The 25,938-nt window shown below is 70.9% G+C and carries 23 protein-coding genes and 1 tRNA gene; 9 read left to right on the top strand and 15 right to left on the bottom strand.

Annotation, left to right across the window (positions count from 1 at the left end; all coding sequences use genetic code 11):
* Positions 1-94 precede the first annotated feature (94 nt).
* Both ACIBCM_RS00865 and ACIBCM_RS00860 read right to left on the bottom strand, forming a co-directional pair.
* Positions 95-505 carry a hypothetical protein gene (locus tag ACIBCM_RS00865; RefSeq protein WP_399238684.1) on the bottom strand — a complete coding sequence of 137 codons (411 nt, stop codon included), beginning with the start codon at positions 503-505 and terminating at the stop codon, positions 95-97.
* 152 nt (positions 506-657) lie between these two features.
* The gene (locus ACIBCM_RS00860) at positions 658-1,575 is read right to left on the bottom strand and encodes an alpha/beta fold hydrolase (protein ID WP_399238682.1); all 918 of its coding nucleotides are present in this window, start codon (positions 1,573-1,575) and stop codon (positions 658-660) included.
* Positions 1,576-2,093: 518 nt separating this feature from the next.
* Between ACIBCM_RS00860 and ACIBCM_RS00855 the strand changes: the two genes are divergently transcribed.
* Complete coding sequence (locus ACIBCM_RS00855) at positions 2,094-2,228, top strand: hypothetical protein (RefSeq protein WP_399238680.1); 135 nt, start codon at positions 2,094-2,096, stop codon at positions 2,226-2,228.
* A 389-nt stretch (positions 2,229-2,617) separates the two neighbouring features.
* Here ACIBCM_RS00855 and ACIBCM_RS00850 read toward each other — a convergent pair whose 3' ends face one another.
* Together ACIBCM_RS00850 and ACIBCM_RS00845 are read right to left on the bottom strand one after the other, a co-directional pair.
* The gene (locus ACIBCM_RS00850) at positions 2,618-2,842 is read right to left on the bottom strand and encodes a hypothetical protein (RefSeq protein WP_399238677.1); all 225 of its coding nucleotides are present in this window, start codon (positions 2,840-2,842) and stop codon (positions 2,618-2,620) included.
* 264 nt (positions 2,843-3,106) lie between these two features.
* Positions 3,107-3,181: transfer RNA gene (locus tag ACIBCM_RS00845), tRNA-Val, on the bottom strand.
* Positions 3,182-3,375: 194 nt separating this feature from the next.
* On the opposite strand from ACIBCM_RS00845, the gene ACIBCM_RS00840 reads away from it, so the two are divergent.
* From ACIBCM_RS00840 to ACIBCM_RS00825, 4 genes are all read left to right on the top strand, one after another.
* A complete protein-coding gene (locus ACIBCM_RS00840; protein ID WP_399238675.1) occupies positions 3,376-4,209 on the top strand; it encodes a DUF4097 family beta strand repeat-containing protein in 834 nt (277 codons plus the stop codon).
* Positions 4,210-4,395: 186 nt separating this feature from the next.
* Positions 4,396-5,763, top strand: a complete 1,368-nt coding sequence (locus tag ACIBCM_RS00835) for a hypothetical protein (protein ID WP_399238673.1) — start codon at positions 4,396-4,398, stop codon at positions 5,761-5,763.
* A gap of 367 nt (positions 5,764-6,130) precedes the next feature.
* Positions 6,131-6,760: a DUF4383 domain-containing protein gene (locus tag ACIBCM_RS00830; protein ID WP_399238671.1), complete on the top strand. Its 630-nt coding sequence runs from the start codon at positions 6,131-6,133 to the stop codon at positions 6,758-6,760.
* Positions 6,761-6,769: 9 nt separating this feature from the next.
* Complete coding sequence (locus tag ACIBCM_RS00825; RefSeq protein ID WP_399238669.1) at positions 6,770-7,000, top strand: zinc ribbon domain-containing protein; 231 nt, start codon at positions 6,770-6,772, stop codon at positions 6,998-7,000.
* 382 nt (positions 7,001-7,382) lie between these two features.
* Here the strand turns inward: ACIBCM_RS00825 and ACIBCM_RS00820 are convergent, their stop codons facing one another.
* Together ACIBCM_RS00820 and ACIBCM_RS00815 are read right to left on the bottom strand one after the other, a co-directional pair.
* On the bottom strand, positions 7,383-8,027 hold the full coding sequence (locus ACIBCM_RS00820; protein WP_399238667.1) for a response regulator: 645 nt from the start codon (positions 8,025-8,027) through the stop codon (positions 7,383-7,385).
* Positions 8,018-9,160, bottom strand: coding sequence for a sensor histidine kinase (locus ACIBCM_RS00815; RefSeq protein WP_399239779.1), 1,143 nt, complete (start codon positions 9,158-9,160; stop codon positions 8,018-8,020). Before ACIBCM_RS00815 ends, ACIBCM_RS00820 begins: the two co-directional genes overlap by 10 nt.
* 348 nt (positions 9,161-9,508) lie before the next feature.
* Between ACIBCM_RS00815 and ACIBCM_RS00810 the strand changes: the two genes are divergently transcribed.
* On the top strand, positions 9,509-10,156 hold the full coding sequence (locus tag ACIBCM_RS00810; RefSeq protein ID WP_399239777.1) for a DedA family protein: 648 nt from the start codon (positions 9,509-9,511) through the stop codon (positions 10,154-10,156).
* Positions 10,157-10,451: 295 nt separating this feature from the next.
* Here the strand turns inward: ACIBCM_RS00810 and ACIBCM_RS00805 are convergent, their stop codons facing one another.
* The 3 genes from ACIBCM_RS00805 to ACIBCM_RS00795 all read right to left on the bottom strand — a co-directional run bounded on the left by ACIBCM_RS00805 (position 10,452) and on the right by ACIBCM_RS00795 (position 15,547).
* Complete coding sequence (locus ACIBCM_RS00805) at positions 10,452-11,258, bottom strand: HAD family hydrolase (protein ID WP_399238665.1); 807 nt, start codon at positions 11,256-11,258, stop codon at positions 10,452-10,454.
* Positions 11,255-14,170, bottom strand: coding sequence for a phosphoribosyltransferase domain-containing protein (locus ACIBCM_RS00800; RefSeq protein WP_399238663.1), 2,916 nt, complete (start codon positions 14,168-14,170; stop codon positions 11,255-11,257). The genes ACIBCM_RS00805 and ACIBCM_RS00800 overlap by 4 nt, the downstream gene beginning before the upstream one ends.
* Positions 14,171-14,380: 210 nt before the next feature.
* The gene (locus tag ACIBCM_RS00795) at positions 14,381-15,547 is read right to left on the bottom strand and encodes an HpcH/HpaI aldolase/citrate lyase family protein (protein ID WP_399238661.1); all 1,167 of its coding nucleotides are present in this window, start codon (positions 15,545-15,547) and stop codon (positions 14,381-14,383) included.
* Positions 15,548-15,726: 179 nt separating this feature from the next.
* Here ACIBCM_RS00795 and ACIBCM_RS00790 point away from each other — a divergent pair, with 179 nt between their 5' ends.
* A complete protein-coding gene (locus ACIBCM_RS00790) occupies positions 15,727-16,482 on the top strand; it encodes a TerD family protein (RefSeq protein ID WP_399238659.1) in 756 nt (251 codons plus the stop codon).
* 406 nt (positions 16,483-16,888) lie between these two features.
* On the opposite strand, the gene ACIBCM_RS00785 is transcribed toward ACIBCM_RS00790, so the two are convergent.
* The 6 genes from ACIBCM_RS00785 to ACIBCM_RS00760 form a co-directional block, all read right to left on the bottom strand.
* Positions 16,889-17,623 (bottom strand): Tellurium resistance, encoded by a 735-nt coding sequence (locus ACIBCM_RS00785; RefSeq protein ID WP_399238657.1) that lies wholly within the window; start codon positions 17,621-17,623, stop codon positions 16,889-16,891.
* Positions 17,624-17,748: 125 nt separating this feature from the next.
* On the bottom strand, positions 17,749-18,891 hold the full coding sequence (locus tag ACIBCM_RS00780) for a DUF475 domain-containing protein (RefSeq protein WP_399238655.1): 1,143 nt from the start codon (positions 18,889-18,891) through the stop codon (positions 17,749-17,751).
* Between the two features lie 106 nt (positions 18,892-18,997).
* Positions 18,998-19,573, bottom strand: coding sequence for a TerD family protein (locus tag ACIBCM_RS00775; protein ID WP_399238652.1), 576 nt, complete (start codon positions 19,571-19,573; stop codon positions 18,998-19,000).
* Between the two features lie 214 nt (positions 19,574-19,787).
* On the bottom strand, positions 19,788-20,363 hold the full coding sequence (locus tag ACIBCM_RS00770; protein WP_399238649.1) for a TerD family protein: 576 nt from the start codon (positions 20,361-20,363) through the stop codon (positions 19,788-19,790).
* 243 nt (positions 20,364-20,606) lie between these two features.
* Positions 20,607-21,065 (bottom strand): peroxiredoxin, encoded by a 459-nt coding sequence (locus tag ACIBCM_RS00765; protein ID WP_399238647.1) that lies wholly within the window; start codon positions 21,063-21,065, stop codon positions 20,607-20,609.
* 165 nt (positions 21,066-21,230) lie between these two features.
* On the bottom strand, positions 21,231-21,653 hold the full coding sequence (locus tag ACIBCM_RS00760) for a DUF3052 domain-containing protein (RefSeq protein ID WP_389263996.1): 423 nt from the start codon (positions 21,651-21,653) through the stop codon (positions 21,231-21,233).
* Positions 21,654-22,123: 470 nt separating this feature from the next.
* Here ACIBCM_RS00760 and aceE point away from each other — a divergent pair, with 470 nt between their 5' ends.
* Both aceE and ACIBCM_RS00750 read left to right on the top strand, forming a co-directional pair.
* A complete protein-coding gene (gene aceE / locus ACIBCM_RS00755; protein ID WP_399238645.1) occupies positions 22,124-24,868 on the top strand; it encodes a pyruvate dehydrogenase (acetyl-transferring), homodimeric type in 2,745 nt (914 codons plus the stop codon).
* Between the two features lie 82 nt (positions 24,869-24,950).
* Positions 24,951-25,913: a potassium channel family protein gene (locus ACIBCM_RS00750; protein WP_399238642.1), complete on the top strand. Its 963-nt coding sequence runs from the start codon at positions 24,951-24,953 to the stop codon at positions 25,911-25,913.
* Positions 25,914-25,938 lie beyond the last annotated feature (25 nt).

Genomic DNA, 25,938 nt, shown 5'->3' with positions numbered 1-25,938 from the left:
TGCCGACCGCTACCGGTCCCGGTCATCGGTCACCCGGTCACCGGTCCCGGTCTTCGGTCCCGGTCACCGGGGCAGTCGGAGACCGGGAGGGACCCTAAGGAAGCCGGTTGCGGAACTGCCGCATCAGTTCGGCCCACACCAGCAGAATGATCAACGGCGCCGCCGCCGCGAACAGCATGTTCACCGCGTCCTCGCCCGCACTGCTCGACGCCCACAGACTCCACGCGAGAGCCGCCAGTACCCCTACGACGGTCAGGATCCAGGACGACAGCTCCGCCCGCCCGTCCACGATCGCCGCCGCCGTACCGAGGCCGCCGCCGATGACCAGCCCCATGACCAGGACCGCACGGGTCCAGTCGGGTGCGCCGATGATGCCTTCCAGGACCGGTTTGGCATGGAGTTGTCGATAGGTGATGAGCAGGCTTCCGGCGTAGACGACCGCCAGCGTCCCCAGGCTGAGCGCTCTCACCAACCGTCCCAGAGCACCGCGTTGCGTTCCGGACATGAAGCATCCCCCCACGGAGCGACAAAGTCGGATTCCGGTAGTTCCCGGAGGCTCTACAGGATGCCCGCCGACGCCCGCCCTTGACAGGAAATCGTCAAAACTCGGCGGTCCATCCGGCGTCCCGCACGGCGTGACCGCCCGGCGCGCCCCGGTCAGCGGACCGCGGCCGCCATCAGTCCGGGGGCGTCGACGCTGATCGGCGTACGCTCCAGAGGGCCGAGGCTGCGGTGGCCGTCCAGGGTGAGGTCGGTCATGAATCGGGCGAGGATGTCACTGAAGTCCCGGGGCCGTTCCAGGTGCATCACATGCCCCACGGACTTCATCTCGGCGAACACCGCGCCGGGGACGGTCGCCGCCAGCAGCCGGGCCTGATCGGGCGGGCACAACAGGTCGTGCTCACCGCTGACACACAGCGTCGGCACGCCCCGGATGCCGTCGGGGTGGTCGAAAGGATGCCGCAGCAGCCGTTCATTGGCCGCCGCGAAGCGCCCGGTGTCCTGCGTTCCGGCCGCTGACAGCACCCTGCGCAGCACCTCGGCCGCGTTGTTGGGGTTCTCGCGCAGACAGGCCGGCTCCGAGCAGGCCAGGAACTGCGAGGCCAGCCGGGCGAATTCCGCGGTCCGCCCGGCGTACAGGAGGCCGCTGATGCTCTCCATGGCCCCGCGCACCTCGTCCGTCAGGAACGGAGTCGACCCCAGCAGCGCGAGCCGGGCCACCCTGCCGGGATTGCGGTGGGTGTAGCGGTAGGCGATGGCCGTGCCGTACGACACGGCGATGATGTTGACACGGGGGATGCCGAGTTCGTCCAGCAGTCGGCCGAGCGCGTCGCCCATGAAGTCGAAGCCGTACTCGCACGGCAGGGCATCGGCCGTGCCCTGTCCCGGGAGTTCGACGTTCACCAGCGTTCCGGCGGCGGCCCACGGCCTCTCCGAACGGCGGTTGGAGTGCATGTTCTGGTACGCGCCGCCCAGCACCACGATCGGCTCGGTGCGCGGACGCGGATTCTCCACGACACGACAGGCGAAGCCGAAGCCCTGGTACGAGGTCCGGTGAATGTACTCGGCAGCCATACGCGATCCAGACGTGAGGGGTTGGGGGAGGCGATTGCCCCCGCGCGCTACCAACGACGCCCCGCCGCCCCGGTCACCTGCCCACGCCGACGGTTCCCCCAGCAGGTGCGCCCCGGCCCGCATACCGACCCACCGCGTTGACCTGTTTCATGGAACGGCCGGTGGCCACATCGGTGAAGTACGAGCGGGAGCACGGCCGTTCCGGGTCGGGGACCGTCTGGCCACACCTGCGCCGCTCGGCACACCCGGCCTCCGCCACGGCCTCGCCCTGAGGAACACGCCCCTACCGGAACCGCGCGCCGAGGACCGTGCGCGCTGAATGGAACGCTCACTCCAATCCACTCCCCCTGGCGCAGGATGCACCGCGCGCCAACACCTGCCCCATCCGTCGCGCCCCGACCTTCCTGAGCCTGCTGTGCACATATGTCCCAGTGCCCCGCAGGGATTCCCATGGCAATCCACGGGCCACCCCCGCACTCTGTCACTCACGCACCGCCCACCGGATTCAGGAGGACGCCATGCTCGGGCGCCTTGGGACATGCACCCGCCTCGCCGTCACACTCGCCGCGACGGCCCTCGCCGTCGGGGTCGCCCAGGCGCCCGCGAGCGCGGGCGAAGCCGGTGCCCTCGGGTATCGCAGCGGGCTGAGCTAAGGCAACTGCTATCGGGGCGAGGCCGATATCTCCCTCACCAGTGACGGTTTCCACGGCGGCCACGCCAACTTCGACGCCTCTGGCCACGGCAGGGAGTCCGTGCACACCAACTGCTCCTCCTGGATCGACTCGGGTGTGCTCCAGTGGTCCGGCTACCGGTGGCGCTCAGGGGCCTGACACCACTTCGGCTGGGTTCGTCCCCCGGCGCTCAACAACCCGAGCAACTGGGAGTACGACGTGGCCATCAACGACGTACGCGACGTCCAATTCCGCGTCTGCAACATCCACAACGGTGTGGTGAGCGGCTGCGGACCGGTTCACTGACCCGGAACCACACCTCCTGACCGGCCCCGGAATGCCTCCTCGCCAGCCCGGCGAGGAGGCATTCGTCATGTCCGGCGTCGCCGACGCACCCCCGCCGACTGCTGCGCCGCTTTCCGGGCGCGCGCTTTGGCCCGCCGGGCCTTGGCCACCGCCTTCAGCCCGTCCGCGCGCACCTGGGCGTACCCGCTCGGCTCCACGACATGCGCGCACAGTCCGCACACATAGCCGCCCTCGGGCCCGGACAGCCCGGTCACGTTGTGGCAGCGATCGCACCGCACCCGTTCAGCCACCGATCCTCCACTCCCCCGGCCACCCCCGGCCCCGACACCCCTCGGGACCGCGGCCCCGCCGACGCTACAGGCTCCCGACACCGACAGCCCAGCGGGCGCCCGATGCCAACGCCAGGCTCAAAGGCAAGCCCCTGCGCGCACCGCGCACGCCGGCCCCCTGACCGGCCCGGCAGGCCTGTCGGCGGCCCCGCCGCCCGCCGAAACGACCAAGACCCAGGCTCCCGGCATTCCGCCGGTGACCTGGGCCTTGATCATGCTTCCTCGTGGTGGGCGCGGACGGTTTCGAACCGCCGACATCTGCTTTGTAAGAGCAGCGCTCTACCCCTGAGCTACGCACCCGTGGATGAGAGCACAGCCTACATGGCGGATGGCCCCGGCCCGCAAACGAGTAGGCGGGCGGGAAGAGGGTGATTGCGGCAGGCTCAGGGGGGATAGCCCCACCTCGGAGACGGTGGGCGACAGGATCGTGGGCGGGGCGGGCGGGCTCGTACCGTGAGAGCACACCGAGTCCCGACCAGGGGGGAACGAACACCATGACCGGCATCCTTTCCACAGACGCGCGTCCCGAGGGGCGCCACCCCGTACGCGGGCGAACCGTTCGTGGCCGGGCGGGGCGCGTCGCCGTCGCGGTCGGCGGAGGGGGTGCGCTGGTGTTCGCGCTGACCGGGTGCGGGAGCGCGGACGCGCAGGAGGCCCCCGAGGAGCGGAAGTCGTTCGCGCTGGACGCGAAGAGCCTGCACATCGACTCGGACAACTCCGCGCTGGAGATCGTTCCCGCGGATGTGAAGGCCGTGGAGGTGACCCGGCAGGTGGACGGGTGGGTGATGCTCGGGAGCGGGCCCGAGAAGTCGTGGCGGCTCGAAGGGGGCACGCTCAAGCTGCGGCTCTCCTGTGACGGCGTCGCCAGTGAGTGCGAGGCGCGGCACGTCGTGAAGGTGCCCCGGGGAGTCGCGGTCACGGTGAAGAGCGGGCACGGGGATGTCACGGCCTCCGGGTTCGCGACGCCGATGAAGATCCGGGCGGACAACGGGAATGTGACGGTACGGGGAACGGACGGGCCCCTCGATCTGGCGACCGACCACGGCGATCTCGTCACCGATGGCGTAACCGCCAGGACCGTGAAGGCGCAGACGGACAACGGGGACATCAGGGTCGCGCTGAAGGCGGGGACCGCTGCCGACCGGATCGAGACCGTCAACGGCAACGGAGGCATCACCATCGAGCTGGCGCGCGGGAAGACGTACGCCGTCACCGCGGCGACGGACAACGGGTCGGCCCAGGTGGACGTGGCCAACGACAGGACCAGCAAGCATGTGGTGACCGCCCGCAGCGACAACGGCGATGTGGACATCCGCAACGCGGGGTAGCCGGCGGAACGGGCCGGGGACGAGGTCCACCGCCTCGCGCCGGACCCGAGCGCCGCCCCGCGGGCCGTGCCCTCTTTGTGCCGGCTTCGGCAGGAAATCGGTGAAGCGCGAACCATCCGGCCCGTGTGTTCGTCGATACCTGGTGGGAGAATAACCGGGTACGGCGACGCAGCACGGGAGAGGGATGTGACGGCGACACACACGCGGCCGCACGCAAGCGCGAAAGCGAGTGCCGTCCGGAATGTTCTCGCACTGGTGCTGCTGCCCGTGCCGCTGCTGGCCGCCGTGCTGCCGGGGACTTTCACCGGAGGGGGGACCCGGCGCTGGTTCGGGGGGCGCGGGGAGGGGCAGCGGGCCGAGGCGCAGGCCGCGAAGGACGCCGCGGCGGCCGCGTTCTACGAGCTGGACACCGCGCAGCGGGATCTGCGGATCTCGATCGAGACGATCACGGCCGTGGACAGTTCGCCCGAGGCGCGCCGGGCCGTGGAGGGGTTCGCGGCTCTCGGGCGCCGGATCGACGAGGCCAGTCAGCGCTACATCACGGCCGTCGACACCCATGATCTCGACCGGGTCGATCTGGAGGCGTCGGCCGCCTCCCAGGCGCGCGGTGAGCTGAACCGGGCCAAGGACGAGCTGGTACGGGTGAAGGCGGAGCTGGACCGGTTCGGGGAGGGGCTCGGGCCTCTGCTCGACAAGGCCGAGACGCAGCTGGCCCGGCTCGCACCCGCCGTCGAGCGCGCGAGAGCAGCCCTCCTCGCCGCGAGCAATGCCCTCGATTCCGTACGCGCCTCCGGAATGAGAGCGGACGATCTCGCCGCCCGCCTCGCCGCCCTCGGGCCCGAGCTGACCAAACTCAACCAGGGTGCCGGTCAGCACGGGGTCACGGAGACCCTGCACCGCGCCGACCATGTTCTGCGTGACGCCGAGGCGGTGCGCGCGGAGGCCGAGCGGCTCCCCGAGCGTGCCGCCGAGATCGACAAGCGCCTGGTCTCCCTCCGTACCCGGGCACAGGCCCTCACCACCCGTGCCGGATCGGTCGAGCCCGTGCTGAGCGAGCTGCGGCGCCGTTTCTCCGCCGCCTGCTGGCAGGATCTCCAGCCCGTGCCGGAGCAGGCCGCTCTCAGCGTCCGGCAGGCCGAGGAGAAGCTGAAGGAGGCGGGGGCGGCCCGCGACGAACAGCGCTGGGCGGACGCGACCGCGCTCCTCGGCACCGTACGCGCCCTGCTGAACAACACCGACGAGGCCGTGTCCGCCGCCGGTGACCGCCTCCAGCGGCTGAACGCGGTCGCCAAGGACCCGCAGCAGGAGATCGAGCGCACCCGGTTCGCCGTCCGGGATGCCCAGCGGCTCGCCATGGCCGGGCGCAACACCCCCGATCCCCGTCACGCCCGGCCACTGGACGACGCGGTGGCCCGGCTGGCGCGCGCGGTCACCGCCCTCGAAGGCCGGCACCCCGACTACTGGCACTTCCTGACCGAGACCGAGGCCGTCCGCCGCACCGCCGCCCGTGTCGTCGAGCAGATCAGGGAGGAACGCGGCGGCGGGGTTCCCTAGTGCTGTGACCGGAAACGTTCACCGGCCCGCGACGCCCTGCACGGCTCCCCCTGGGCCCGGCGGCCCGGAGGTACCCCCAGCCGCGTTGTCGGACCGCGCGAGTACGGCGAGTACGAGCTGCGGACCTCCGCCTTGCGCTGCACCGCACCGGACACCGCGGGCCACCGGCAAACCCTTCCGGCCACAGCACCTAGGAACGGGGTCGCGGAGGAGGAGGGGCGCCACAGCCCCGGGGGAACCGGCCGGCACACACCTCTCCGGCGACCCCGACGGGCCCGGTACGACCTGATTTGTACGGGAAGCGTGCCGGGCGGATGCTGGGAGTACGACGAGTACAGGTACGCGTACGTACCCGAGGAGGCCGGACATGGCCGCACACGTACTGCCTCACAAGGGCTCCCGCAAGAGCCCCCGCAAGCAGCCGACGAGGCTGAACGAGCATCTCCCCGTCGATCACCGCCTCAGCCGTTTCTACCGCGTGGGCGCCGGGCTCATGGGCCTCTTCCTGGTCGTCTTCGGCATCCTGGGGCTGATCAACAAGATCGGCTTCTTCAGCACGGCGGGCGACACGGTCATCGGCCTCAACACCAACGGCACGCTGAGCGTGCTGTCCATCTGTGTCGGTGCGCTGCTGCTCGCCGGGATGGTCATCGGCGGCAACTTCGCGTCGACGCTGAACATGGTGCTCGGCATCGCCTTCATCGGCAGCGGCTTCATCAACCTCGCCCTGCTGGGCACCAGCTTCAACCCGCTGGCCTTCCATATCGAGAACGTCCTGTTCAGCTTTGTCGTGGGCCTGCTGCTGATGTTCTTCGGAATGTACGGGAGAGTCAGTTCGACGCTCCCGCACGACAACCCGTACTGGCGGGCCCGGCATCCGGAGGAGGCGGAGCTGGAGGACCGGCGGCGCCGCGAGCTCCAGGAGCGGGAGCAGCGGACGGCGCGGGAGCGGGCCGAGGGGCAGGGGCAGCAGCGTGAACCGCAGGGGAGCCCGTAGCCTTGGTCCATGCCCCGTTACGAGTACCGCTGCCGCACCTGCGACGACACCTTCGAGGTGGACCGGCCGATGGCCCGGTCGTCCGACCCGGCGGACTGCCCGGCCGGTCATGACGACACCGTCAAGCTGCTCTCCGCCGTCGCCGTGGGTGGTTCGAGCGCCGGGAGGAGCGCCCAGCCCGCACCCGGCGGCGGGGGTGGAGGCGGTGGGGGCTGCTGCGGTGGCGGCTGCTGCGGCTGACCCCGGCTGACCCGCACACGCGGGAAAAGCTCCGTGGGAACACCCGTCGGTGCCGGCTGCCCCGTGCGACGGCGCCCGGTGCCACGTCCGTGCCAGGGCCGGTGCGCCGGGCAGCTCCGTGCCGGGGCCCGCACCCGGAGAGCCGAGCCTCCGGCGAGCCAGGCACCCCTCGGGGCGGACCGGCCCGAGTCGCGCGGCCACCGCAGGCGACCGTACTCCGGGCCCGACCAGCCCCGAGCCCGCCCCACTGCCGGACCGCCGAACAACCACCGGACCGCCGAACAACCACCGGACCGCCGAGCAACCACCGGAGCGCCGACCGACCGGGCCCTCGCCGCCCGGCGACAGCGGCCCCGCGTCACCGGGGCCGGGCTCCCCGGTGTCAGGAACCCAGATATCTGAGCACCGCGACCACCCGCCGCGAGTAACCCGGCGTCCTCGTCAGCCCGAGCTTGTCGAAGATCGCGTTGATGTGCTTCTCGACCGCGCTCTGCGAGATGTACAGCCGTGCGGCGATCGCCCCGTTCCCATGCCCCTGGGCCATCTCCGCGAGGACGTCCCGCTCGCGCGGGGTCAGACCGGCGAGCGGATGCGTACGCGTGCTGCGGGCGAGGAGCTGGCGTACGACCTCCGGATCGAAGGCGGCCCGCCCCTGCCCCACCCGCTCCAGCGCGTCGAGGAACTCGTCGACCTGGACCACCCGGTCCTTGAGGAGATAGCCCATGCCCTCCGACTCGCCGGTCAGCAGCTCGGTGGCGTACCGCTTCTCCACGTACTGGGACAGGACCAGCACCCCGACGCCCGGCCAGCGGCGGCGGATCTCCAGGGCGGCCCGCAGCCCCTCGTCGGTGTGGGTCGGGGGCATCCGGACATCGGCGACCACCACATCCGGCCGCCGCTCCCCGACAGCCGTCAGCAGGCTCTCGCCGTCGCCGACGGCCGCCAGGACCTCATGGCCCTCCTCCACGAGAAGGCGTACGAGTCCCTCCCGCAGCAGGGTCGAGTCCTCGGCCAGGACTACGCGCACGGCAGCTCCGCGGTGATCGTCGTGGGTCCGCCGGACGGGCTGTGCACCCCGAAGCGGCCGTCGAGGGCGGCTACCCTGCTCGCCAGCCCGGTGAGTCCGCCGCCGGCGGGGTCGGCGCCGCCCGAGCCGTCGTCCGCCACACTCACATACAGGGTCGGGCCGTCCCGGCGCAGGGTCACCTCGATCCGGGTGGCTCCCGAGTGCTTCACCACATTGGTGACCGCCTCGGTGACGACGAAGTACGCCACGGTCTCCACCTGCCGCCCGGCCGCGGGCTCGACGGCGTACTCCAGGCGGACGGGGAGTGTCGTGCGTTCGGCGACCGTCTCCAGGGCGACCCGCAGGCCCGCCTCGTCCAGCACGGTCGGATAGACCCGCCAGGCGACCTCGCGCAACTCGTTCAGGGCGCGGCGGCTCTCCTCATGGGCCTGGAGGAGCAGCTGATCGGCGTGCCCGGGGTCGCGGCTGCGGCGGGCGCGGCCCAGCAGCATGCCGAGGGCGACCAGCCGCTGCTGGACTCCGTCGTGGAGATCGCGTTCGATCCGGCGGCGCTCGTCGTCGACCGCGTCCAGTACTTCGGAACGCGTGGTGGACAGCTCGGCGATACGCCGCTCCAGTACGTCCTGGTGGCTGGGGCCGAGGAAGTGACGGGCCACCCGGCCCTCCAGCAGCGTCGTCCCGTACACCCCCTGAGCTGCGAGGATCATCACGAAGACACCGAGGAATCCGGTCGCGGCGACCTCAACGGGATAGTCGATCCGCACCAGGAACCAGCCGAACAGGGCGAACAGCACCCACGCCAGACCGGTGAGCAGACAGCCCAGGATCATCCCGCCGAGCAGGCCCAGCGGCACCCGGGCCGCGGCATAGCGGGCGGCCCGCCCGGGTGCGTACGGGACGGGAGGCGGCCGCATCAGGAAGAAGCGGTCCAGACGGCGCAGCTCACCGTCCGTGACCCGGACCGTGAGCGCGGCCAGCGGGCGCAGCACCGCGCGCCGGCCGCGCGGCCAGGCGAGGACACAGAGCAGCGCCAGGCCACCGAGGAGGGCGAGGAGCAGTTCGACGGCCGCGGTGAGGGCCCCGACGGCCAGGCCCGCCGCGTACCACGCCCCGCGTACGGCTGCCGCCTTCAGTGAGCCGCGTATGTCCGCTGTCGCGGGTGCCCCGGGTGCACCGGCTGTCCCGGGCGCCTCGGGCGTGCCGGCTGTCCCAGGTGCCTGGGGGGCGCTGGCTGTCCCGGGTGCCCAGGCGGTCCCTGCGGTCCCGGCCGTGTCGGCTCTCCGGGCGGTCTCCGCCGTCCTGGCGGTCCCGGCGGTCCCGGCGGTCCCGGTCGTCTCCCCTGATTCCGCTGATTCCGCCCGCATGCCCGCACGCTAACCCGGTCGGTACGGGGTGCACACTGCGGTAGACCGCACGATTCCGTGGGGCGGACTTCAGTTTCCCTTCAGGCGCGATTTCCTAGCGTAGAACGCATGGAACCCATGATCGTGAGCAGCGCGGCGCAGATCGAGAGCAGTGCTCCGGGCTGGATCAACAGCCTGATGGACACCCTCGGCGCTCCGGGAGCGGGTATCGCCATCGCCCTGGAGAACCTCTTCCCGCCGCTGCCCAGCGAGGTGATCCTGCCGCTGGCGGGCTTCGCGTCGAGCACGGGCCGGATGGATCTCCTCGCGGCGCTGGTGTGGACGACCATCGGCTCGGTGGTCGGCGCGCTCGCGCTGTACGGGGTGGGGGCGCTGCTCGGCCGGGACCGTACGGTCGCCATCGCCGCGAGGATTCCGCTGCTGAAGGTCTCGGACATCGAGCGCACGGAGGCGTGGTTCGCCAAGCACGGCCCGAAGGCGGTGTTCTTCGGGCGGATGATCCCGATCTTCCGCTCGCTGATCTCCGTACCGGCGGGCGTGGAGCGGATGCCGCTGCCGCTGTTCCTGGCGCTGACGACGCTGGGCAGCGCGATCTGGAACACGGTGTTCGTGCTCGCCGGGTACGCACTCGGCGAGAACTGGGAGTCCGTGTCCGGGTATGTCTCCACCTACTCGAAGGCGGTCCTGGTGGCGGCGCTGCTCGCGGTGCTGGGGTTCGTCGCCGTACGGCTGCGGAAGGCGGGCACGGGGGCGCGGCGGCGGTGAGGCACAGGAAGGGCCATGTCGCGGAGGCTCGGGGCTGAAGGCACAAGGGCGCTGAGGCGCGATGCCCCAGGGCACGGCGCCGGTGACCCGCCACCCGTCGGCGGTGACCCGCCACCCGTCGACGGTTCCCCGCCCGAGCGGATCCCGGCGGGCCCCGCCCGGAGCCGAATCCGGGCAGGTCCAGGGCCGCACCCGCGCCGACGGGACCGGGGCTCCGACCAGCCCCGCACCGCCACGGGAAGCCTCACGCCACCGCCCCGGATCGCGGTGCGCCACCGCTCCGGATCGCGGCGTGCTACCCCTCCAGGAAACGCCGCAGGATCTCCTCCCCCGCCGCCACACCGCGCTCCGGCACCACATCCACCCGCGGTGCGCTCCAGCCCGTGTCCGCGAGTTCGCCGTGGGAGGGGCGCCAGGCGCGGTCCGCCGCCAGCAGCAGATCGGCGTCGAGCAGGGAGTCCCCCGCCGCGAGGATCCGGGCCGGGCCGACGCGCCGGGCGATCTCCTGGACCGCCGCGCTCTTGGTGAGCGGCTTCGGTACGGCGTACACCTTGCGGCCCTGGAGGGAGACGCCCCAGCCACGGCCGTCTGCCCAGGCGGCGAGTTCCTTGACCCAGCCCTCGGGCAGCAGCGCCCGCTCGACGACGAGATAGGCGAAGAGGTCCTCGGCGACCCGCTCCTTGAGCAGCCACGCGGGATCGGCGACGGCGAGCAGATGGGCGCGGACCTCGTCGAGGGAGGCGCACTCACCGGCCATCCGCGCGGCCACCCGGCGCTGCCAGTCGGGGTCGGAGACGCCGTCGACGAGGATGTGACCGCCGTTGGCGCAGATGGCGTACCGGGGAGTCGGGCCGGGCAGGTGGATGCGTCCGTACTGCTCACGGGTGCGGGTGGTCGCCGGCACGAACACGGTCTCCGCGGCCAGCCGGGGCAGCAGCCCGGCCGCGGTCTCGGTGACATACGACAGGGGCTTGCCCTGGTAGACCTCGACACAGAGCAGCCGGGGGGCCTGAGCGTCGGGGACGGTCAGCCCGAGGGCCCCGGCGGAGTAGATGAGCGTACGGTCGAGATCGCTGGCGACCAGCGTCGTGGACGGGTTCACGGCGCGGTCACCGCCGTGCCGTCGGCGCCGGTCGCGCCCCGGGTGTAGCGGGGGTGGATCAGCCCGACGCAGCTGTACGGGAGTTCGCCGACCTCCTCCACGGGGACACCGCGCTGTGCGGCCAGCAGTCGCACATGGTCCAGATCCGCTCCGGCGCCGGTGCGGGCGAGGATCTTCCAGGGGACGCGGCGCAGCAGTACGCGGGTGGTCTCCCCGACACCCGGTTTGACCAGGTTCACATCGTGGATGCCGTACTCCTCACTGATCCGTTCGACGGCGGCCCAGCCCTCCCAGGTGGGTGCGCGATCCGCGGCGAGCAGTTCCTTGACCTCCGTGTCCACGGCGGCGGCGACCTCGTCGAAGCGGGCGGCGACGGTGTCGAGGAAGTCGTTCGACACATCGGACCCGGCGAGTTCGCGGTAGAACTTGGCGCCGTGGAAGTCGTGCGGGCCGACGAGGTCGGCGCGCAGGACCGTACGCGATATCAGGCCGGAGACCGTGGAGTTGAGGCACGCGGACGGGATGAGGAAGTCCTCGCGGGTGCCGTAGGTGCTGACGCAGCCGCCGGGGTCGGCGAGCACGGCGATCGAGGGGTCGAACCCCTGAAGGTCCTCGCAGGCGTCGAGGGCGGCGGCCAGCTCGCGGGTGATCGCGCCCTTGCCGGTCCAGCCGTCGACGAACACCACGTCGGCCGGGTCGTGGTGCCGCTGGAGCCAGCGCAGGGCGTTGGCGTCGATGCCCCGGCCGCGGACGATGGACACGGCGTAGTGGGGCAGGTCCAGACCGTGCCGGTCGCGGGCCCAGCGGCGCATCAGCACGCCGACGGGGGTGCCGGCGCGGGCCAGCGACACCAGGACCGGGCGCGGGGACCGCTCGGCGAGAACGGTCTCGGTGACCACGCCGACGGCACGGGCGATCCGGCCGGCGGACTCGTCCAGCGCCCGCCGGAACAGCGCCTGGTACTCGTCGCTCGGCTGGTACTCCACCGGCAGCGACTCCGCGTAGTGCGCGCCGCCGCTCTGGATCGCCTCCTCGCGCTCCTCCGTGGGGGCCTCCAGCTCGACGTCCGAGAGATCCTGGAGCAGCCAGCCGACCTGCTCGGGGGCGTACGAGGAGAACGCGGGGCCGCGCAGGGGCTCGGGCAGCATGGGGACCTTTTCCGGTACGGGGCGCGGTGCGGGCGCGGGGGACGTCGTGTGTGCGGGCGCGGGGGACGTCGTCCGCGCGCGGCCCGGTGCGGGCGCGGTGCGCGGTGCCGGCGCCGGGCGTGTCCGCGCGGGGCCGGGGACGTGGCTGGGCACGACCGCCAGCACCAGATGGGGGGTGTGGGCGGCGAGCCGGTCGAGCAGGCCGCCGGGGGCGTGCAGGCCGGGGGTGTCGGCGACGGAGTCGACGACGGCCACGACGACGTCGAACCCGGCGTCGGCGACGTTGTAGGCGTAGCGCTCGCCCGGGCCGTCCGCGGGGTCGTCGTGGGCGGGGAAGGCGATCCTGGTACGGATGGCGTAGCCGGGGTCGTCGACGGCGAGAACGGGCGAACGGGTGGTCGTGGAGTACCGCACATCGGCGTCGAGAACCTGCTCCAGGGCGGTGCCGAGGCGCAGGGGGGCGTACATCAGTTCCTCGAACCCGAGGACGAGCACCCGCCCGGCCCCCCGGCCGACGGCGTCGGCGAGCCGCCGGGCCATGGCGGGCAGCGCGTCCTCCAGCCGCTGCCGGTGCCCCGGCAGGAAGCCGTGGCGCCCGCCGTCGGGCACTCCGTCCGGCCATTCCAGCTCGACCCGGCGCACCTCCGCCGGGCGCACCTTCGCCGCGCGGGGCGGCACGGCGGGCGCACCGGCCCGGACGTCCGCCGTTACGGGGCCGGGGCCGGTCGCGGCCGCGGCGCGGGTGTCCGGGGCGACCGGACGGGGGTCCGGGTCCGGGAGGGACCCGGCATCGGGAAGAGGGCCGGACCCGGAAGCGGGAAGGCGCTCCCCACCCGGGGAGGAACCCGGATCCGGGAGAGGCCCAGGTCCGGACCCGGCATCCGTGAGGGGTCCCCGGCCTCCCTCGTCCGAGGCGGTGGCGACGGCCGGCCGGGAACCGGAAGCCGTCTCCCCGCCGGACGGAGCCCCTGCCGGAGCCGCGCCCCCCGGGCCCGGGTCCGCCGCAGGGGCTCCCGGGCCCACCACGGCGGCGCCCCGCCCGGATGCGGACGGCTGCGCGGACGGCTCATGGGCGGCGACGAGCGCCCGGCCCTTCGCGAGGACGCCGTCGGGCAGCCGGAGCGTCCCCGAGGCCAGGGCGATCAGATCCACCCGCGCGCCGATCTCCGCGGCGAAGGAGTCGAGACGCCCGCGGTCCCCGGGAGAGCGCATATCGACCAGGGCGACGATCACATAGCGGTCCCTGGGGTAGCGCTCATGCAGGTCACGGATGGTGTTCAGCACGGTGTTCCCCGTGGAGAACTCGTCGTCCACGAGGATCAGCGGGCCCGGTCCGGCCAGCAGGTCCGGGTTCTCCGGGAGCAGAAGGTGCGAGGTGGCATGGGAGTGGGACTCCTCGAAGCCGCCCGCGCGGGGTACGCCCTCGACGGGACGGCGGGTGGAGTGGAGGTAGGGCGCGAGGGACACCCCGTCGGCGACCGAGTGACCGAGGCCGGTCGCGGTCTCCGCGTACCCGACGACGACGGCGCGGGCCGCTTCCTCGTCGCCGAGGAGCGCGCGGACCCGGGCGCCGAGGCCGTGCCCGGCCCCGTACACCACCGCGGGCGACTGGGGGACGTGCTTGCCCAGCACGTTCGAGACGAGCAGATGGGCCCGCCGGGGGTTGCGGCGCAGGGCGAGGCCGAGGAGCGAGCGCAGCCGCTCGTCCCCTTCGAGGCCGACGCCCAGCCGCTCGGTGACCCATGTTCCCGACCAGACCGTCACAGGTGTGTCATCCCTTCTCCGTACCTTCTCTGCCTTCTCTGCCTTCTCTGCCTTCTCCGTGCGTTCGCGGTGCCGTCTCCGTGGGGCCGTGCCCCTTCCGGTGGGACCGCGGGACGCGGGTTCCGGTTCCGGGGGCCGCGCATCCCGGCGCCGTGTGTCCGGGGGCGTGTGTCCCGGCGCCAGGTATCCCGGCGCCGGGTATCCGGGGGCTCACTCGCCGGAGAGCCCCGCCGTGAGCAGCTCCACGAAGCCGATCTCCTCCCGGGCCACACCGAAGACCTCCGCGCGGAGCAGGGTGCGCTCGGCCCAGGCCCGGTGCGGCTTCACCTCGTTCATCTTGTTCGTATAGGCGGAGCGCATCACTCCGCCGCCGTTCCGCCCGGGGCTCAGGATGTCCTGTGCGTCGCTGAACTCCTCGTGGCTGACGACGGACAGCGCGTGCACGGGCAGTACGTGCGAGGGGTGGATACAGGTCTTGCCCGTCAGCCCGTTGGCCCGGTCCAGCTCGATCTCGCGGAGGAGACCGTCGAGGTCGTGCTCGATGAGGTTGGTGCGCAGTTCCTCGGCGCGGACCTCCATGAACGGGCTCCGCCGCAGCTGGGGCTTGAACATGCGCTCCTGGAGGCGGAAGTACTCCCAGACGGGGCCCGTCACGGTGAAGCCGGTACCGTCCGCGCGGCCGAGGACATTGACCACATCGGCGATGACGGCGGCGATGAGCTGGACGTCGTACGCCGTCATGTCGGGGCTCCGGCGCAGCCCGTACGCCGAGCAGAAGTCGGTGACGCCGAGCCTCAGCGCGAGAACCCGGTCGCGGTACTTCTCGACCGTATGGCAGATTCCGCTGAGCGTCTGGCCGCGGGTCTCCAGATGAAGCAGTTCGGGGGACTCCAGAACGGGCATCGCGAAGAGCCGCTGTCCGGTCGCGGCCTCCGCCGCCACAAGCGCTTCGAGGAAGGGGACGCCACGCTCCTCCGTGAATTTGGGGAGTACAAATCCGGTCAGCATCCGAACGGAGTCGCCGAGGCGCTCCGCGAGATCCGGGATCTGGCCCGGTTCACGCACACGGATGAACAGCAGGGGCACCTCCCGGCCCCGGGAGTGGAGATCGGTGAACTGGCGGACCAGATTCTCCTCGGCCGCGGGCACATCCGCGTCGTCGATGGAATCCTCCAGGCAGAGCACCATCGAGACGACTCCGCGGCCGACCTGCTTGAGGATGTCGTCGGCGAGTTTCGGGCGGGTGGCGGGGCTGTAGAGCGTGGCCCCGAGAGCTGCCGCGAGTACCCGTGCGGAGGAGGCCGCGCTGAACTCACACGGCTCCTGATGGAACACACGTTCACGGACAGCGGGCGAGAGATGCCCGAAATGACGCATAAAATCCCCCGTGCTGTGGGACGGTCCGGCCTGAATGGCATGGCCGGTATTAGTACGTACGCAAGTGTGCCAAGGGTTCCCCAAGGTGATGAATTCGAGGTGACCCGCTTGCACCATGCATGTGTCTCGCCCCGAGAACAAGTGCCCCCCGTTGTCCGGGCGACCTCCGAAAGGGCAGGATGACGGGCATGACGCACGCGATGGTGAAGGGCTCGAACGTCCCGCTGGATGCCACGGCCGTACGGGCCGTGCTGCGCTGGACGCCGGGCGCGGGCGTCCCCGATGTGGACGCGTCGGCCCTGCTGCTGGGTACCGACGCCCGGGTGCGCTCCGACGAGGACTTCGTCTTCTACAACCAGCCGCGCCATCCCTCCGGACTGGTACGGCGGCTGCCGAAGAAGCGCGTCGCGGAGCATCTGACGGACACCGTCGAGGCGGATCTCGCCGCGCTCGACGCCTCCGTCGACCAGGTCGTGCTCGCCGCCTCGTCCGACGGCGACACCTTCCAGCATGTACGTGATCTGCGGATACTGCTCTACGACGCGACCCTGGCCGACGGCGAGCCGCTGGCGCTCTTCGATGTGAGGCCCGAGACGGGCGAGGAGACGGCGATCATCTGCGGCGAGCTGTACCGGCGCGGGGAGGGCTGGAAGTTCCGCGCGGTGGCACAGGGCTATCCGACCGGGCTGGTCGGGCTGGCCACGGCGTTCGGGATCTCGGTCGACGAGACCGAGCCCGAAGCGGCCCCCGCGCCCCCTTCGGAACCCCCCGCGTACGGCTATCCGCAGTCCCCGGACGCTCCCGCCTACGGATACCCCCAGCCGGCCTCTCCCCCGGCCCGGTCCGGGTACGGGTATCCGCAGCCCGCGGCCGCCTTCGTCCCCGACCCGGACTTCCGGCTGCCGCCGATGGGTCCCCAGTTCGTACGCCCCTGAGCGCCTCATCCCGGCCAGGGTGAGGCCCGGGTCCCGACGCGTGCCCGGCTCCGGCCGGGCCGACCGGACGACCGCGGGCGCTCCGGCCGAGGGTGTCCGCAGACCGGGCCCGCGCCCCGGGTACCCGCACGGGCACCCCGGCCCACCCGGGCTCCGGCACCGACCCGCCTCCGGGTACCCGCCCCGGGCCCTCCCGGGAGCCCGGCACCACCCCCCGCCCCGGCCCCTCCCGGGACCCCGGCACCTCTCCGGGCTCCGGGACCGCCCTGGCCCCGGGCTACGGCAGCCCGGGCCGGCGGCGCGCTCCGGGGACCCGCACGGGGGCCCGCACGGGGAAGCGGGCCCCCGTGGGCGCCCGCGCCCATGACCGTGCACGTGACCGCGCCCGACCGCCTCCCGCTCGCCCCTAGAGCTTGCTCTTGTAACCGCGGCCCCACTGGAGGCCCCATCCGTACAGCCGGTCCAGCTCCGCCTGGAAGCCGTACACGAACTTCACCTCACGGCGGACGGTCAGCTCCCCCTTGACGTTCTCCATGGTGAAGACCGCGCAGGAGCGCGCCTGAGGGGCGCGCTCGTCCAGTTCGATCTCCACCCGGGGGCCGCTGCTCGGGAACAGGGTCACCAGCGCGTGCGTACGGTCGAACGCGGGTGTCTGGTCGTAGATGTAGACGAAGAACAGCATCCGCTTGATCTCGGCGTGGTGATCGAGATTGACGTAGATCGTCTCACCGGAGCCGGAGCCGAAGCGGTCGTCGCCGCTGAGCCTGACGTACGGCGGCTCGTTCGTCGAACCGAGGAAGCCGCCGAGGGGCTGTACGACCCCCTTGGCGCCGTCCGCCAGCTCATAGAGGCAGCCGAGGTCGAGGTCGACGTTGACCATGCCCTGGGTGTGCGCCTGGACCACATCGGGCTGGAAGAGCTTGAAGGGGTGGCGCAGCAGACCGCTCTGCCGGGACCGCCCCTCGATGTCGGAGGTGCGCATCCGCCAGGAGAGGTTGACCCGCAGATGACCGGTGGCCGCGCCCTGCTTGGTGAGGGAGACCGTCGGGCGCCGTTTCGTCAGGGCTATCGAGTTCGTCGCGGCGCTGCCCGTGTCGAACTGCGCGGACCTGCTCCGCAGCAGACCGTCCCAGAAGGCCATGCCGTGCCACCCCCAGTGGTGTCGTCGGATCCATCACCCCGCTCTCCCCGCACCGCGCGCGGGGCGGCGCCGAGGCACCGGCCCCGGCACCGCCCCGCAGAGAGCGTTCCGCAATACGCGCCGCGTCACACCCCGGCCGAGGAGTGTGACTCGGACTTCTCGCCCGGGGAGTTCCCCTGCGCCTCAAGAGCCCTGTTCCGCCTGACCGAGGACCAGAAGGACCAGCCGATCAGCAGCACACCGACGGAGCCCGTGATGAACTCGTTGATCTCGAAGCGGATCGTGACCAGCAGGATCGCGGCCAGCGCGCCGATCGCGTAGTGGGCGCCGTGCTCCAGATAGACGTAGTCGTCCAGGGTGCCCTCACGGACCAGGTAGACGGTGAGCGACCGGACGTACATCGCGCCGATACCGAGGCCGAGGGCCATGAGCACGATGTCGTTGGTGATGGCGAAGGCGCCGATGACGCCGTCGAAGGAGAAGGACGCGTCCAGAACCTCCAGGTAGAGGAACATGAAGAAGGCGGCCTTGCCGGCGAGGGCGACGGCGGAGACCTGCTTGCCGCTCTTCCTGGCTGCTTCCTCCTCCTCGTGTTCCCGCTCCTCGTCTTCCTCCAGCTTGTTCTCGAAGTAGCCGGACAGACCACCGACGATGAGGTAGGTGATCAGACCGGCGATACCGGAGAGCAGAACCGTCTCGGCCTTGTCCTGCGCACCGCTGTGGGTGTGCGCCTCGGGGGCGAGGTAGACCGCACTGATCAGCAGCACGATCAGAGCGACGCACACGGACAGCATGTCGACCTTGCCCAGCTTGGCGAGCGGGCGCTCCAGCCAGGCGAGCCACTTGATCTCCCTGTCCTCGAAGATGAAGTCGAGGAAGATCATGAGCAGGAACATGCCACCGAACGCGGCGATCGAGGCATGGGCGTCGGTGACGAGCGCCTCGTACCTGTCCTTGTCGTTGAGTGCCAGCTCGACGGCCTCGATGGGGCCGAGACTGGCGCTCACGGCGACGATGACCACCGGGAAGACCAGCCGCATACCGAAGACGGCGATGAGGATGCCGATCGTGAGGAAGATCTTCTGCCAGAAGGCATTCATCTTCTTCAGGATTCCGGCGTTGACCACCGCGTTGTCGAAGGACAGCGAGATCTCCAGGACGGACAGGATCGCCACGAGCCCGAAAGCCGCCCATCCCCCGTAGAACACCGCCGCGACCAAGCCGAGCGCGGTGACCGCGAACGACCAGCCGAAGGTTTTCAGAACCACTGGTACCCAATCGTGTAAGTGGGGGTCCCCCGAATCCCCCCGGGCAGACCGTGGGGAGGTTCACCCCGCGCATCGATGACGGGTTTTCCCCGCTCAGTGCGCGGCTTTACGAAACATTGACCCCAAAGTCTAGAGCGATGCCCCGCAGGCCCGACGCGTACCCCTGGCCTACTGCACGGAACTTCCACTCGCCGCCGTACCGGTACAGCTCGCCGAAGATCATCGCGGTCTCGGTCGAGGCATCCTCACTCAGGTCGTAACGGGCCAGCTCCTGGCCGTCGGCCTGATTGACCACGCGGATGAACGCGTTGCTGACCTGGCCGAACGTCTGTCCCCGGTTGTCGGCGTCATGGATGGAGACCGGGAACACGATCTTGTCGACGTTCGCCGGAACCAGGGGCAGGTCCACGATCAGCGACTCGTCGTCGCCGTCGCCCTCGCCCGTGAGGTTGTCACCGGTGTGCTCGACGGAGCCCTCGGGGCTCTTGAGGTTGTTGTAGAAGACGAAGTACGGGTCCCCGAGCACGCGGCCGCTGTTGCAGAGCAGCGCGCTCGCGTCGAGGTCGAAGTCGGCTCCGGTGGTGGAGCGCGCGTCCCAGCCGAGTCCTACGAGCACCTGAGTGAGATTCGGTGCGGCCTTCGAGAGGGAGACATTGCCCCCCTTGGCGAGCGTGACGCCCATGATGTGGTCCTCCCCAAAAGACGGTGTGATCGCAAGCGGGTGCCCGGCTCGGCGCGCCCGGTGCGCTTGCACAGACTGCCCTGCCCGGCACGACCCATGCCTCCGGACAGAATCGCCCGCGCGGCCGCATGCCCTGCCCGGCATGCCCCGTGAACCACGCAGGCACGTCCGGCGCCGCACTCGGGAGTGCGGCGCCGGACGGGATGGTGCCTTCTCAGACGTTCACGCCGAAGTCCTGCGCGATGCCGCGCAGGCCCGAGGCGTAGCCCTGGCCGATGGCGCGGAACTTCCACTCCGCGCCGTTGCGGTACAGCTCGCCGAAGACCATGGCGGTCTCGGTCGAGGCGTCCTCGCTCAGGTCGTAACGGGCGAGTTCGTTGTTGTCGGCCTGGTTGACGACGCGGATGAACGCGTTCCGCACCTGTCCGAAGGACTGCTGGCGGCTCTCGGCCTCGTAGATCGAGACCGGGAACACGATCTTGTCGACGTCGGCCGGGACCGCGGCCAGATTGACCTTGATCGCCTCGTCGTCGCCCTCGCCCTCACCGGTGAGGTTGTCACCGGTGTGCTCGACGGATCCGTCGGGGCTCTTGAGGTTGTTGAAGAAGACGAAGTTGCCGTCGTTGGTGACCTTGCCCTCGGCGTTGGTCAGCAGAGCGCTGGCGTCCAGGTCGAAATCCGAACCGGTGGTGGTACGGACATCCCAGCCCAGGCCCACGAGCACCGCGGTCAAACCGGGCGCGGCCTTGGTCAGCGAGACGTTGCCGCCCTTGCTGAGGCTGACTCCCACGAGTCCCTCCATTGGTTTTCAGGGGCAGTGCCCCCGTCGTGCGTTCGTAATCGGATCAACGAGTGGATCCTAGTGACCGGTTCCCGATCGATACACCCTCGGGCGCCCCCCGGCGCGACGGGTCGCGCGGGGCCGCCCGCCGCATTCCGGGGGCGGTCCGGACACGACGGACAGTTCGCCCGTACCGCGGCGGACCGTTCACCGGATCCACGGCGGACAGTTTGCCCGTATCCGGCCCGTACGTCAGAGAGTTTCCAGGGCCTTGACGTAGTCGTTGAGGTCGCGGGCGTCCGGGAGGGCGTTGACGACGCTCCAGCGCACAATGCCCTTCTTGTCGATGACGAAGGTGCCGCGCACCGCGCAGCCCTTGTCCTCGTCGAAGACGCCGTAGGCGCGCGAGACCTCGCCGTGCGGCCAGAAGTCGGAGAGCAGCGGGTACTCCAGTCCCTCCTGCTCGGCGAAGACGCGCAGGGTGTGGATGGAGTCGTTGGAGACGGCGAGGAGCTGGGTGTCGTCGTTGACGAACTTCGGCAGCTCGTCGCGCAGGGCGCACAGCTCGCCCGTGCACACGCCGGTGAAGGCGAAGGGGTAGAAGAGGAGCACCACGTTCTTCTCACCGCGGAATCCGGCGAGATCCACGGTCCGACCGTGGTTGTCCTTCAGCTCGAACGCGGGGGCCTCGGTGCCGGCCTCGATCGCCATGCGGGTGGTTCCCTTCGAAGAGTGCGCCGCCGTGCCGAGCGGTGCCGTCCGGTTCCCTCAGGGCGGCGCGGTGATCGCCGTTCCCGTCCGGGTGATGGGTCCACCCTACGCAGGGACCCCCCGCGACCTCGGTCGGAGGGGGTCCTGGCCTGCGCCCTCGACTGCTCAGCGCTTGGGGGCCACCAGTCTGCTGCCCGACCACTCCTTGGCCGCGTTGATGCTCTTGGTCTGGGAGAGCCCGGCGGTCTGAGCGGCCTCACTGATGTCGCTCGGCTCGACGTAGCCGTCCCGGCCGGTCTTCGGGGTGAGCAGCCAGATCACACCGCCCTCGTCGAGGAGGCCGATGGCGTCCACCAGTGCGTCCGTCAGGTCGCCGTCCTCGTCCCGGAACCAGAGGACGACGACGTCTGCGACATCGTCGTAGTCCTCGTCCACCAGATCCTGGCCGATTACGGACTCGATGCCCTCACGGAGATCCTGGTCGGCGTCATCGTCATAGCCGATCTCCTGGACCACCTGTCCGGGCTCGAACCCCAGCCTCGCTGCCGGGTTGGTCCGCTCCTCCGCGTGGTCCGCGGTCGCGCTCACGGCTTGCCTCCTGATCATGTTCGGTAGATGCTGCGGCCGCGCGCGTACGCGCGGCTTTGGGCCGTAGTCCACACGGGCGGGACGGATCGCGCAAGTACCCGGCCGTCCAGACCGCCGAAACGGTGACGTTTGCGCCCGTCTCGACGCAACCCCTGACACGCTCGGCCCTGGCTCATGCCGTGTGGCACACCTTTAAGCCGTGTTTGCCACTTTACGTCCACTCGCCTCCCCCTTCTGAACCGAACACCCAGACGGAACGCCCTGCCGCGATGGGCGTAAGGTTGCGATTTGGACCGTCCTGTCACCGAGGCGGTGCCGGGATGCCTGCGACATCACGGGTTACCCCCCGGTAGAGATGACGTTTCCCTCCCCGAGGTACACGATGGAGGCGGTGCGTCACCGCCCGGCAACTCCCCAAGAGCGCATCGGATTCTCCGGATTTCGAACGCTCCGAACAGCGAAGGAACAGCGTGGCTTCCGGATCAGATCGCAACCCGATCATCATTGGCGGCCTTCCCAGCCAGGTCCCGGATTTCGATCCCGAAGAGACCAAGGAGTGGCTGGACTCCCTCGACGGCGCCGTCGACACACGGGGCCGGGAGCGGGCCCGCTATCTGATGCTCAGGCTCATCGAGCGGGCCCGCGAGCGCCGCGTGGCCGTGCCCGAGATGCGCAGCACGGACTACGTGAACACCATCGCCACCAAGGACGAGCCCTTCTTCCCCGGCAATGAGGAGGTCGAGCGCAAGGTCCTCAACGCGACCCGCTGGAACGCCGCGGTGATGGTCTCCCGCGCCCAGCGTCCCGGTATCGGCGTCGGCGGCCACATCGCCACCTTCGCCTCCTCCGCCTCCCTCTACGACGTGGGCTTCAACCACTTCTTCCGCGGCAAGGACCACGGCGACGGCGGCGACCAGATCTTCTTCCAGGGCCATGCCTCGCCCGGAATCTACGCCCGCGCCTTTCTGCTCGACCGGCTGAGCGAGAGCCGGCTCGACGCCTTCCGCCAGGAGAAGTCCAAGGCGCCCCACGGGCTCTCCAGCTACCCGCACCCCCGGCTGATGCCGGACTTCTGGGAGTTCCCGACCGTCTCCATGGGCCTCGGCCCCCTCGGCGCGATCTACCAGGCCCGGATGAACCGCTATCTGGAGGCGCGCGGTATCGCCGACACCTCCGCCTCCCATGTGTGGGCCTTCCTCGGCGACGGCGAGATGGACGAGCCCGAGTCCCTCGGCCAGCTCTCCATCGCCGCCCGTGAGGGTCTGGACAACCTCACCTTCGTGGTCAACTGCAACCTCCAGCGCCTCGACGGCCCGGTGCGCGGCAACGGCAAGATCATCCAGGAGCTGGAGTCCCAGTTCCGGGGGGCCGGCTGGAATGTCATCAAGCTCGTCTGGGACCGCTCCTGGGACCCGCTGCTCGCCCAGGACCGCGACGGCCTGCTGGTGAACAAGCTGAACACCACGCCCGACGGCCAGTTCCAGACGTACGCCACCGAGACCGGCGCCTACATCCGCGAGCACTTCTTCGGCGGCGACCAGCGGCTGCGGGCCATGGTCGAGAAGATGACCGACGAGCAGATCCTGCACCTCGGGCGCGGCGGCCACGACCACCGCAAGGTGTACGCGGCCTTCCAGGCGGCCAAGCAGCACAAGGGCCAGCCGACGGTGGTGCTCGCCCAGACCGTCAAGGGCTGGACCCTCGGCCCGAACTTCGAGGGCCGCAACGCGACCCACCAGATGAAGAAGCTGACGGTCGACGACCTCAAGGGCTTCCGCGACCGCCTCCACATCCCGATCCCGGACGCGCAGCTGGAGGGCGGCCTGCCGCCGTACTACCACCCGGGCCGTGACTCGGAGGAGATCCAGTACATGCACGACCGCCGCAAGGCGCTGGGCGGCTATGTGCCCACCCGTGTCGTGCGCGCCAAGCCGCTGCCGCTGCCGGAGGACAAGACGTACGCGGCGGTGCGCAAGGGCTCCGGCCAGCAGTCGATCGCCACCACCATGGCGTTCGTCCGGCTGCTCAAGGACCTCATGCGGGACAAGGAGATCGGCAGGCGCTTCGTCCTGATCGCGCCCGACGAGTACCGCACCTTCGGTATGGACTCGTTCTTCCCGAGCGCGAAGATCTACAACCCGCTGGGCCAGCAGTACGAGGCCGTGGACCGCGATCTGCTCCTCGCCTACAAGGAGTCGCCGACCGGGCAGATGCTCCACGACGGCATCTCCGAGGCGGGTTGCACGGCCTCCCTGATCGCCGCGGGCTCGGCGTACGCCACCCACGGCGAGCCGCTGATCCCGGTGTACGTCTTCTACTCGATGTTCGGCTTCCAGCGCACCGGCGACCAGTTCTGGCAGATGGCGGACCAGCTCGCGCGCGGCTTCGTGCTGGGCGCCACCGCCGGGCGGACCACGCTGACCGGCGAGGGACTCCAGCACGCGGACGGCCACTCCCAGCTGCTCGCCTCCACGAACCCGGGCTGTGTCGCGTACGACCCCGCCTTCGGCTTCGAGATCGCGCATATCGTCAAGGACGGTCTGCGCCGGATGTACGGAGAGGCACGCCCCGGCGAGAGCGCGGACGTCTTCTACTACCTGACCGTCTACAACGAGCCGATCCAGCACCCGGCCGAGCCGGAGAACGTGGACGTCGAGGGCATCCTCAAGGGCATTTACCGCTTCAGGGCGGCCGAGGCGGGCGCGATCCCGGCACAGATCATGGCCTCCGGCGTGGCCGTGCCCTGGGCCGTGGAGGCCCAGCGGATCCTCGCCGAGGAGTGGAACGTACGGGCCGACGTCTGGTCGGCGACCTCCTGGAACGAGCTGCGCCGTGAGGCCGTCGAGGTGGAGGAGTTCAATCTGCTCCACCCGGAGGAGGAGCAGCGCGTTCCGTATGTCACCCGCAAGCTGAGCGGCGCCGAGGGACCGTTCGTGGCCGTGTCCGACTGGATGCGCTCGGTACCGGACCAGATCTCGCGCTGGGTGCCCGGGACGTACGGCTCCCTGGGCGCGGACGGCTTCGGCTTCGCCGACACACGCGGTGCGGCCCGCCGCTGGTTCCACATCGACGCGCAGTCGATCGTGCTGGCGGTGCTGACCGAGCTGGCGCGGGAGGGCAAGGTCGACCGTTCGGCGCTGAAGCAGGCCGTGGACCGGTACCAGCTGCTCGATGTGGCGGCGGCCGACCCGGGGCCCGCGGGCGGCGACGCGTAACCGCGCACGGTTGACGGGGGCGGTGGGACCGACGGGGTTCCGCCGCCCTTCGGCGTCTTCGCGGTGCACGGGCGTCTCTACGATGCACGGCATGAAGCAGCGAACAGCACAGGTCCGGTGGGAAGAGCGGATGCAGACGCCACTGCTGGTGCTCGCCGTGGCGTTCGGCGCCGCCTACGCCGTCCCCATCGTGGCGCCGGACGCGGAAGCGTGGGTGCACCGGCTGTGCACGCTCACCGAATGGGTGGTGTGGGGCTCCTTCGCGGCGGACTATCTCGTACGGCTGACACTGGCCCCCTCCCGGTGGCTGTTCGTGCGCAAGCACCCCCTGGACCTGCTCGCGGTGCTCCTGCCGCTGATACAGCCGCTGCGGCTGCTGAGGATCGTCGCCACGCTGCTGCTGGTGGGCCGGCGGGCCCGGATGGCCCCGCAGATCACGCTCACGACGTATGTCGGGGGCGCGGTGGTGGGGCTGATGATGTTCGGCTCACTGGCCGTGCTCCATGTCGAGCGGGACGCGCCCGGGGGCAACATCAAGACGCTCGGCGACGCGGTGTGGTGGTCCTTCACCACGATGACGACGGTCGGTTACGGCGACCACGCGCCGACGACCGGGCTCGGCCGGATACTGGCGGTCGGGCTGATGATCTCGGGCATTGCGCTGCTGGGTGTGGTGACCGCGAACATCGCGGCCTGGTTCATCGCCCGCTTCGAGCGCGACGACGCGGAGGAGCGGCGGCAGACGGCCCTCCTGGAGGCCCTCACGGCGGAGGTGAAGGCGCTGCGGGAGCAGATGGCGGCGCTGGCCCCGGCGGGTGCTGTTCCGGCGGAGGCGGGAGCCCCGGCGGGTGCTGTTCCGGCGGAGGCGCTGGGGAGTGTGGCGGCCGGGGCGGGTGACCCGGGGGCCGCCGGGGCGGGTGTGCCCGAGGTCGGTGGGGCGCGTGTTCCCGGGGCCGGTGGGGACGATGCGGTTCCGGTGGCCGCCGGGGCCGGGGTGGAGGGCTCGGATCCCGGCAGTCGACAGGCCGAGGGCCCCACCGGGTGATCCCGGTGGGGCCCTCGGCACAGCC

Origin of the sequence: Streptomyces sp. NPDC051018 (genome assembly GCF_044456085.1) — a bacterium.
In the GTDB taxonomy this organism is placed as follows: domain Bacteria; phylum Actinomycetota; class Actinomycetes; order Streptomycetales; family Streptomycetaceae; genus Streptomyces.
The sequence above is the reverse complement of the archived record's forward strand: the minus strand, read 5'-3'. Positions and strand labels throughout refer to the sequence as shown.

Bases quoted from the DNA above. Each gene is read 5' to 3' on its own strand.
- ACIBCM_RS00840 (WP_399238675.1), top strand. From the start codon at position 3,376: ATGACCGGCATCCTTTCCACAGACGCGCGTCCCGAGGGGCGCCACCCC.
- ACIBCM_RS00790 (WP_399238659.1), top strand. From the start codon at position 15,727: ATGACGGGCATGACGCACGCGATGGTGAAGGGCTCGAACGTCCCGCTG.
- ACIBCM_RS00795 (WP_399238661.1), bottom strand. From the start codon at position 15,547: ATGCGTCATTTCGGGCATCTCTCGCCCGCTGTCCGTGAACGTGTGTTC.
- ACIBCM_RS00810 (WP_399239777.1), top strand. From the start codon at position 9,509: ATGATCGTGAGCAGCGCGGCGCAGATCGAGAGCAGTGCTCCGGGCTGG.
- ACIBCM_RS00855 (WP_399238680.1), top strand. From the start codon at position 2,094: ATGCTCGGGCGCCTTGGGACATGCACCCGCCTCGCCGTCACACTCGCC.
- ACIBCM_RS00860 (WP_399238682.1), bottom strand. From the start codon at position 1,575: ATGGCTGCCGAGTACATTCACCGGACCTCGTACCAGGGCTTCGGCTTC.
- ACIBCM_RS00750 (WP_399238642.1), top strand. From the start codon at position 24,951: ATGCACGGCATGAAGCAGCGAACAGCACAGGTCCGGTGGGAAGAGCGG.
- ACIBCM_RS00865 (WP_399238684.1), bottom strand. From the start codon at position 505: ATGTCCGGAACGCAACGCGGTGCTCTGGGACGGTTGGTGAGAGCGCTC.
- ACIBCM_RS00775 (WP_399238652.1), bottom strand. From the start codon at position 19,573: ATGGGCGTCACGCTCGCCAAGGGGGGCAATGTCTCCCTCTCGAAGGCC.
- ACIBCM_RS00765 (WP_399238647.1), bottom strand. From the start codon at position 21,065: ATGGCGATCGAGGCCGGCACCGAGGCCCCCGCGTTCGAGCTGAAGGAC.
- ACIBCM_RS00825 (WP_399238669.1), top strand. From the start codon at position 6,770: ATGCCCCGTTACGAGTACCGCTGCCGCACCTGCGACGACACCTTCGAG.
- ACIBCM_RS00785 (WP_399238657.1), bottom strand. From the start codon at position 17,623: ATGGCCTTCTGGGACGGTCTGCTGCGGAGCAGGTCCGCGCAGTTCGAC.
- ACIBCM_RS00830 (WP_399238671.1), top strand. From the start codon at position 6,131: ATGGCCGCACACGTACTGCCTCACAAGGGCTCCCGCAAGAGCCCCCGC.